We start from the raw sequence: 7,879 nt of genomic DNA, 5'->3' as shown, positions 1-7,879 counted from the left end.
CGCTTGACCCACCACCCGCATAGCGGGACATACCTTCCAACCGGGTCACTTCTCGATGAAAATCCCGGGTCAACTCTCAGTGGAAATCAACACCCCGAACCGATGGCACTCACAGCATTGAAGGTGAAAAACGCGAAGCCCGGTCGCCATGTCGATAGCCGGGGCTTTGCCTGATTGCACTTTGCGTTCGCTTGCATTACATCGTCATGCAGAAAGGAAATCGACATGGCCGCAAACGCTCTTGTGCAGACCCGGATCGACGGAGCGGTGAAGGAGGAAGCCGCGACCGTGCTGGCTGCTATGGGGCTGACCGTCTCCGATGCCGTGCGCCTGATGCTGACCCGCGTTGCCCGCGACAAGGCCTTGCCGTTTGAACCGCTGGTGCCCAATGCCGAGACGATCGAGGCCATGAAGGAAGCGCGCGAGGGAAAGGGCAAGCGGTTCGCCACGGTGGTCGACCTGATGGCCGACCTCAATGCGGACGATTGAACGCTTCGGGCGGTTCAAGCGCGACTACAAGCGGGAGAAGAAGGGGCAGCACGCCAAGACGCTGGACGCTGACCTGATCCCGATCATCGAGGCGCTGGCATCCGACGAGCCGCTTGAACCGCGCCACCGCGACCATGCGCTGACCGGCGACTGGCGCGACCATCGCGATTGCCACATAAAGCCCGACCTCGTGCTGATTTACCGCAAGCCCGATGACGACACCTTGCAGCTTGTGCGCTTGGGATCGCACGCGGAATTGGGTTGGTGACGCCCGCGCATGGCGAGCTTATACGTTTGTCGGGTATGTCAGCCAGAGGCACGATTACGGGTTAGGTGTGATCAGCGAGCATCCGATGCCAACAAGCTTTTGCAGAAGACATCAATCGCAGAGATGCATTCGGCAGGCGCTGCTTGAAACAAAAATGAGGGCCATAAATCACTTTCACCCTCAAATTCTGACAAATTTGCCGTTAGTTCACGACTGGTGAGCGAGAAATGAGCCGATCGCGTTGGGCTTGAAGAGCCGACCGCTCGCTCCACCGTCGTGACCCCTACGTTGATGACCGGCGGATGCTGGCCCGGTAGACGATGCTGCCGAGAGCGACGACGACGCCCATGATGGCAAAAGATTCCATGCTCGAATGGCTCAAAAGCCAGATCGTGAGAAGGAAACCCTATTTCCGTGATTTGCTCGATCACATGCTCAGGGTTGAGAGCGCCATCACCGGCATCCGCGACATCCTGATCTCGGTGTTCGAGGCGAGTCACCTGCTCGAACAGCAGCGCCAGGGTGCGATCACGCGTCAGCTTGCCGCCTGGGCCGCGATCCTCGCGGTGCCTACCGCGATTGCCGGAATCTACGGCATGAATTTCGAGAATATGCCCGAACTGAAGACGCAATGGGGATATTTCGTCATCCTCGGCGTCATCGCTGCGGTCTGCATTGGGCTCTACATCCGGTTCAAACGTAGCCACTGGCTTTGACGGCGCAGATCGGCTTTCCACATCGCGCCGGGCTGAGGCTGCCGGGGGCCGGCCGCCATAACTCAATGCTTTCGCAGAACCTCGGCGCGGTGCCGGTCCAACGCATCGAGCAAAGCCCTGCCGATCAAAGGCTTTGCGAGAACGTGATCGAAGCCCGCCTCGGCGGCCCGCCAGGCCAGCAGCGTGTCGTGAAAGCCTGAGATCATGATGGCGCGTCCCGACCATCCGATCTCGCGAAGGTGACGCAGCATCGCGAATCCGTCGATGTCGGGCATGCGATAGTCGAGGATGACGCAGTCTGCCTCCTTCGCGCGGGGGTCGGCCAACAGCGCGTGGCCGGTCGTATATCCCCACACGGCATAGCCGCGCGATCTCAGCAGCAGCTGGAGGCCACGCCGCACGCCGGGATCGTCGTCGGAGACGAGGATGGTGTATCTGCCATCATGCTGAGTGGAACGGACCGATGGCATTGCGAGAAGCGGACACCCGTGTGACGATTGCACCATCGATCGCATATCGCGCCTCGTCCCGTCGCTACGTAGAGGTCGCAGTCACTTCGGCTTGCGGCCCATGCCCGCGGCAAAGGCGATCCGCAGGGCTTCGGACAAATTGCGGACCTCGAGCTTGGCCATCAGGCTCGCGCGATGGACCTCGACCGTTCGCGATGAACAGCCCAGGTCATAGGCGATCGTCTTATTGGGCAGGCCGTTCGCCAGCCCTTCCAGCACTTCACGCTCCCGGGGCGTCAGTGCAGCGACCCGCACGCCGGCTTCAGAGGTTTCCAGAGTGCGAAAGTCGACATCGTCGAGACGCGCGAACGCGCGGCTGACGGCGCCGAGCAGGGCCGCTTTCTCGAAGGGCTTCTCGAGAAAGTCGACCGCGCCGCCTTTCATGGCCTGCACCGCAACCGACACGTCGCCATGGCCGGTCAGGACGATGACCGGCATGTTGACCCCGCGTGCTGCCATGGCGGCCTGAACCTCGAGACCGTCCATCTCGGGCATGCGCACGTCAAGGATGACGCAGCCGACGGCCGCCGACTTCGCCTCCTTGAGAAACTCCACGCCCGAGGCATAGGTCACGACGTCGTAGCCCGCGGTCTTGAGCGCAAAGCTCGCCGCCTTGCGGATGCTCTCCTCGTCGTCGACCAGATGGATGACGCGTCTATCCCCCATGTTCCTCCTCCGCCCGCGCATGGATCAAGGTAAAATGAAAGCGGGTGCCGCCGCGGTCGGGGCGCTCCATCCAGATACGGCCGCCATGCGCTTCGATGATGGTCCGGCAGATCGAGAGGCCGAGGCCCATGCCGTCGGCCTTTGTCGAGTTGAACGCCGTGAAGAGCTGCTCGCGGATTCCGTCCGCGATGCCGGGACCGGTATCCTCCACGGTCACCTCGATCAGCCCGTCAGGGCGCAACCTGGTCGCCACCTTGAGGTCGCGAACCGGACACTCCGCCATCGCCTCGATGGCATTGCGCATCAGGTTGACCAGCACCTGCTGGATCTGCACCCTGTCGACGAGGACCAGCGTCGCGGCGGGATCGACCGCAAAGAAGCTGCGGATGCCGCGCTCGCGTGCACCGACCAGCGCGAGCTGGCTCGCCTCGGCGATGACCTGCGGCAGCTCGTGGAGGCTCTTGTCGACCTCGCCGCGGGCGACGAAATCGCGCAGGCGCCGGACGATATGGCCGGCCCGCAGCGTTTCCTGTGCCGCATCATCCATCACCGACCGTAGCGACACGAAGGGTTCGTCGTCCCGCTCGTCGAGCATGTCGCGGATCGTCTCGAGATAGAGCGCGACCGCGGCAAGCGGCTGGTTGAGCTCATGCGCGAGCGTCGAGGCCATCGTGCCCATCGCGCTCAGCCGAGAGACATGGACCAGCTCTGCCTGCAGTTCCTTGAGCCTGAGCTCATCCTGCTCCTTGGCGGTGAGATCCCGGATAAAGCCGGTGAACAACCGCTGCCCGTCTTCACCGGCCTCGCCGACCGACAGCTGCATCGGGAAGGTTGAGCCGTCGCGGCGCTGGCCGACCACGACGCGACCGAGGCCGATGATCCGGCGCTCGCCGGTCTGCAGATAATGCGCGAGATATTCGTCGTGACGGTCGCGATCGGGCTGGGGCATAAGGCAGGAGACGTTGCGGCCGACGAGCTCGGCTTCGCTGTAGCCGAACAGGCGTTGTGCCGCTGCGCTGAACGACGTGATGGCGCCGGTCTCGTCGATGATGATCATCGCATCCGGCACCGTCGCCAGAATCGATTGCAGATGCTGCTCGCGGGTCTCGATCGATGCGCGGACCGCCGCCTCGTCGGTGACATCGCGGCTGATGCAGGCGAAGCCGCGATGTGTGTCGCCTTCGAACAGTGCGGTGATCGTCAGGCGCGCCAGATATTCCGCGCCGTTCTCGCAGACCCGCCACGCTTCGCGCTCCAGCGTGCCCTCGTGAAGGGCGGCCGCCAGGTCTGCGCCTGGACGCCCCGCCGCAATCTCGTCGGGCGGGTAGAACAGGTCGTGGGGCTGTCCCAGGACGCGATCGAGCGGCCAGCATTCGGCACGCTCGCCTTCTTCATTATAGCTCAGCACCATCCCGGAAGGATCGAGCAGCGTCAGGACGTGGCCGCCAGCCTGTCGCAGGAACAGCGGCGCAAGCCGCGCCACCTCCCTGGCAATCTCGTCGGGCCCGCGCCTCGTGTAGACCATCGGCCGGCTCACACGCCCGGCCGGGCGCACGTATCCGGGCGTAGCCGGACCGTGCCACTCAGCGCCGCGCGAGTATGGCCTTCATCTCGTCGATTTCCTGCCGCTGCGAGCGCTTGATCGATTCGCAAAGCCGGATGACTTCGGGATCGCTCAGCTTTGCTTCCTGGCACATCAGGATCGCGCCGGAGTGGTGTGGGATCATCGAGCGCAGAAAGGCCGTGTCGCCGATCGTGGTCTGCGTGCGGATGAACGCGAAGCTGCCCAAGAAGGCGACCAGCGACGCGGCGATCAGCGCGATGTTGGCGGCCTTCGACGGGAACATGTGCCGCATGGCGAGGATCATGAGCACCACCATCGGTGAGACCATCATCAGCGTCATGTAGAGCATGTTGAGGTTGTTGTAGAAGCTGTCGAGCCCGTCGATCATGACGAACATCACCAGATACATGATGACGCCGCTGATGACGGTCTGGAAGGCCAGGCTCCAATAGGCGCCCATCTTCCGTGTGCTCATGTGGGACGAATGATCCATGGCGTATCTCCTTCGTTCGGCGCAGGCCGACCTGGGTCTCAGTGTAACGCCCCGCTCTCCTGTTCGCCCCCGCCATCAGCCGTCCCGATGCTAGAACCAGAAGCGGATGCCGGCGACGAAGCTGGTGGCATGGACGTCCTCGCCGGCAAGCCTCGACAGCCGCGCCGTGTCGCCGGCTTTGCGCAGATAAGAGACGCCGATATAGGGTGCGAACTGGCGGCTGAACTCATAGCGCAGGCGCGCGCCGAGCTCTATGTTGACCAGCCCCGAACCGATGTCGTTCTCCGGAATATCCTGCGCGGCGAAATTGACCTCGGCGCGCGGCTGCAAGATCAGGCGCTGGGTAATGCGCTGGTCGTAATAGCCCTCGACCCGGCCCAGAACATCGCCCTTGGTCGAGAGGAACAGCGCGCCTTCGACTTCGAACATGCCGGGAGCCAGGCCCTCGACGCCGACCGTCGCGTAAGTGCGGTCGGGCCCGCGGCCGAAGTCCTGGCGGATACCGCCCTGAAGATTGAAATAGGGGTCGATGGCCCGGCTATAGAGCACCTGCACCTCCGCGCTGTCGATGCCGCGGCCGAACTCGCCTTCGCCCTCGCTCTTGAGCCAGAGCCGGTTGATATCGCCGCCGTAAAAGCCTTCGCCATCCCAGCGATAGCCATCGCGACCGCTATGCGCTTGATACTCGAACAGGTTGAGCAGCACCTGCCCGAAATTGTTGCCGCCGCTGTCCTTCATCATGATGTCGCGTGAGCGCGCCATCTCGGCGCCGGGAAAATCACGATCGGCGAAGTGGTCGCTGGGGGGAGGCGGCGGGGGCGCATTGCCGGCCGGAAGCGCCGTGCCGGTCATTTGCATGCCGGGCATGGCGGTCTGGCCATGCTGCGAATGGTCCATCCCGGGCATGTCCGGCATCGCGCCGTCCTGATGCTGGGAGTGGTCCATGCCCGGCATGTCCGGCATCGCGGGAGACGCGGGTTGCGGCTGACCGGCCGCATCTCCCTGCGGCGCAGGACTGGCCTGGTGCTGCGAATGGTCCATCGCCGAGGTGGCGTCTGGCGCTGGTGTCTGAGCGCGCGGCCTGGCGGCGGCCTTGTCCTTCTTCTTCTCCTGCGCCGGCGGCACCTCGCCCGGCGGCGCCATGCCGGGCATGCCGTGCATTGAATGATCCTGGGCAAAGGCGGGCGCGGCAGCGAAAAGGGCGATCGCGCTCACCAGCGGCGTGAGGATGCGGGTCATTACGCGTCTCCCTTCGGACGGACGCTCACGACCCGCATCATCCCGGCATGCATGTGGTAGAGGAGATGACAGTGGAAGGCCCAGTCGCCGACCGCGTCGGCGGTGAAGTCCCAGGTCACCTTGCCGCCGGGCTGGACGATTACCGTATGCTTGCGTGGCGCATGATCGCCATGCCCCGTCACCAGCTCGAAAAAATGCCCGTGAATATGGATCGGATGCCCCATCATCGTGTCGTTGATGAGATTGACGCGCACCCGCTCGCCTTCGATGAAGGGGATCGGCTCGTGATGGTCCGACATTTTTTCGCCGTCGAACGACCACATGAACCGCTCCATGTTGCCGGTGAGGTGAATGTCGATGCTGCGGCTCGGCGCGCGCACGTCCGGATTGCGATCGAGCGCCATCAGGTCCCTGTAGACAAGCACCTTGTGGCCGACGTCGGCGAGGCCCTGGCCGGGCTCGCCGGTGCGGTCGACGGGCATCGGCGAGATGGTCTGGACGCTCGGGTCGCGCTTCACCTGCGGCGCGTTCGAGAAGTCTCGCATCTTCATCGACCCCATCGCGTGCCCGCCATGGTCCATGCCCGCCATCTGGCCATCGGCGCCCATCGCGCCGTGGTCCATCCCGCTCATCGCGGAATGATCCATCCCCGAATGATCCATGCCTGCCATGGCGCTATTGTCCATGGTCGCCATCGCTGCCGCCGCGCCGGTCGCGAGGCGCGCGGACGCGTTCTTCTCGGCCGTCGGATCGACGCCCCGCATAGCGCCGCCCGACATGTCCATGCCTTCCATGCCCGGCATCGAGGACATGTCCATGCCCATGTCCTTCATGTCGGCGAGCGGCCGTTTGCGTAAGGGGGGAACCTCGCCGGCCATGCCGGCGCGCGGCGCGAGCGTGGCACGCGCCATGCCCGAGCGGTCGATCGCCTCGCCGACAAGGGTGTAGGCCTTGTCATCGCCTGGGCTGACAACGACGTCGTAGGTCTCGGCAACACCAACCTGGAACTCGTCGACGGTGACCGGCACCACATTCTGCCCGTCGGCCTGGACGATGGTCAGCGGCAGGCCGGGGATGCGGACGTTGAAGGTGGTCATCGCCGACGCATTGATGACCCGCAGCCGCACCCGTTCGCCCGGGGTGAAGAGCGCGGTCCAGTTGTCCATCGGACCATGGCCGTTGACGAGATAGGTGTAGGTGGATCCGGTCACATCGGAGATGTCGGCCGGGTCCATCCGCATCTGGCCCCAGTCGAGCCGGTCCTTGAGCGGCTGATCCTTGCCCGACAGGAGCCCGGCCAGGGTCTGGCGCTGGAAATTGAAATGGCCGGGGTTGACCTTGAGGCGCCGGAAGATCGCCTGCGGCGAGAGCGCGCTGTGATCGGCGAGCACGATGACATGCTCGCGGTCATAGGCGACCGGATCGGCACCGGCGGGATCGATGATGATCGGGCCGTAATGGCCTTCCTGTTCCTGCAGGCCTGAATGGCTGTGGTACCAGTAGGTGCCGCTTTGCACGACGGAGAACTGGTAGAGGTAGTTCGAGCCCGGCTTGATGCCCGGAAAAGACACGCCCGGCACACCGTCCATATTGGCCGGCAGGATCAGCCCGTGCCAGTGGATCGAGCTGTCCTCCTCCAGCTGATTGATGACGTTGAGCCGCACGCGCTGGCCCTCGCGCAGCCGGATCAGCGGGGCGGGGACCGTGCCGTTGAGGCCGATTGCCCGGAACTTGCGCCCGTCGATGGTCATCGACTGCCGGGCGATGGTGAGCGTAATGTCTTCGCCCGACACGGTCGGCAGCGTCGGTCGCATCCCCGGCGAGATCGTCTGCGCCCAGGCCGGCAGCCAGGCTGACAATGCTGCGCCGCCGCCGGCGAGGGCCGCGCCGCGGAGGAACTGGCGGCGGTCGAGAGCAGAAATCATTCGGTTGTCT

General features: G+C 64.3%; 8 protein-coding genes and 1 pseudogene. 3 read left to right on the top strand and 6 right to left on the bottom strand.

Going from position 1 to position 7,879, the window contains the following annotated elements:
- Positions 1 to 225: 225 nt before the first annotated feature.
- The 3 genes and pseudogenes from IQ35_RS19020 to IQ35_RS19010 form a co-directional block, all read left to right on the top strand.
- Positions 226 to 489 (top strand): type II toxin-antitoxin system RelB/DinJ family antitoxin, encoded by a 264-nt coding sequence (locus IQ35_RS19020; protein ID WP_004212689.1) that lies wholly within the window; start codon positions 226 to 228, stop codon positions 487 to 489.
- Positions 476 to 757 carry a type II toxin-antitoxin system YafQ family toxin gene (locus IQ35_RS19015; RefSeq protein WP_004212690.1) on the top strand — a complete coding sequence of 94 codons (282 nt, stop codon included), beginning with the start codon at positions 476 to 478 and terminating at the stop codon, positions 755 to 757. The genes IQ35_RS19020 and IQ35_RS19015 overlap by 14 nt, the downstream gene beginning before the upstream one ends.
- A 401-nt stretch (positions 758 to 1,158) precedes the next feature.
- Positions 1,159 to 1,473, top strand: a pseudogene (locus IQ35_RS19010) (CorA family divalent cation transporter); the annotation flags it as partial.
- Positions 1,474 to 1,535: 62 nt separating this feature from the next.
- Here IQ35_RS19010 and IQ35_RS19005 read toward each other — a convergent pair.
- The 6 genes from IQ35_RS19005 to IQ35_RS18980 form a co-directional block, all read right to left on the bottom strand.
- Complete coding sequence (locus tag IQ35_RS19005; protein ID WP_007683354.1) at positions 1,536 to 1,943, bottom strand: response regulator; 408 nt, start codon at positions 1,941 to 1,943, stop codon at positions 1,536 to 1,538.
- Between the two features lie 81 nt (positions 1,944 to 2,024).
- Entirely contained in the window at positions 2,025 to 2,648 is a 624-nt protein-coding gene (locus IQ35_RS19000; protein WP_007683357.1) for a response regulator transcription factor, read from the bottom strand.
- Positions 2,638 to 4,173, bottom strand: a complete 1,536-nt coding sequence (locus tag IQ35_RS18995; RefSeq protein ID WP_007683359.1) for a two-component system sensor histidine kinase NtrB — start codon at positions 4,171 to 4,173, stop codon at positions 2,638 to 2,640. The genes IQ35_RS19000 and IQ35_RS18995 overlap by 11 nt, the downstream gene beginning before the upstream one ends.
- A 58-nt stretch (positions 4,174 to 4,231) precedes the next feature.
- Positions 4,232 to 4,705 carry a DUF305 domain-containing protein gene (locus IQ35_RS18990; protein ID WP_007683361.1) on the bottom strand — a complete coding sequence of 158 codons (474 nt, stop codon included), beginning with the start codon at positions 4,703 to 4,705 and terminating at the stop codon, positions 4,232 to 4,234.
- Positions 4,706 to 4,795: 90 nt separating this feature from the next.
- Positions 4,796 to 5,944 carry a copper resistance protein B gene (locus IQ35_RS18985; protein ID WP_007683363.1) on the bottom strand — a complete coding sequence of 383 codons (1,149 nt, stop codon included), beginning with the start codon at positions 5,942 to 5,944 and terminating at the stop codon, positions 4,796 to 4,798.
- Positions 5,944 to 7,869 (bottom strand): copper resistance system multicopper oxidase, encoded by a 1,926-nt coding sequence (locus tag IQ35_RS18980; RefSeq protein ID WP_007683365.1) that lies wholly within the window; start codon positions 7,867 to 7,869, stop codon positions 5,944 to 5,946. The genes IQ35_RS18985 and IQ35_RS18980 overlap by 1 nt, the downstream gene beginning before the upstream one ends.
- Between the last annotated feature and the right edge of the window lie 10 nt (positions 7,870 to 7,879).

It is taken from the genome of Sphingobium wenxiniae (assembly GCF_007830065.1).
Taxonomy (GTDB): Bacteria; Pseudomonadota; Alphaproteobacteria; order Sphingomonadales; family Sphingomonadaceae; genus Sphingobium; species Sphingobium wenxiniae.
The sequence above is the reverse complement of the archived record's forward strand: the minus strand, read 5'-3'. Positions and strand labels throughout refer to the sequence as shown.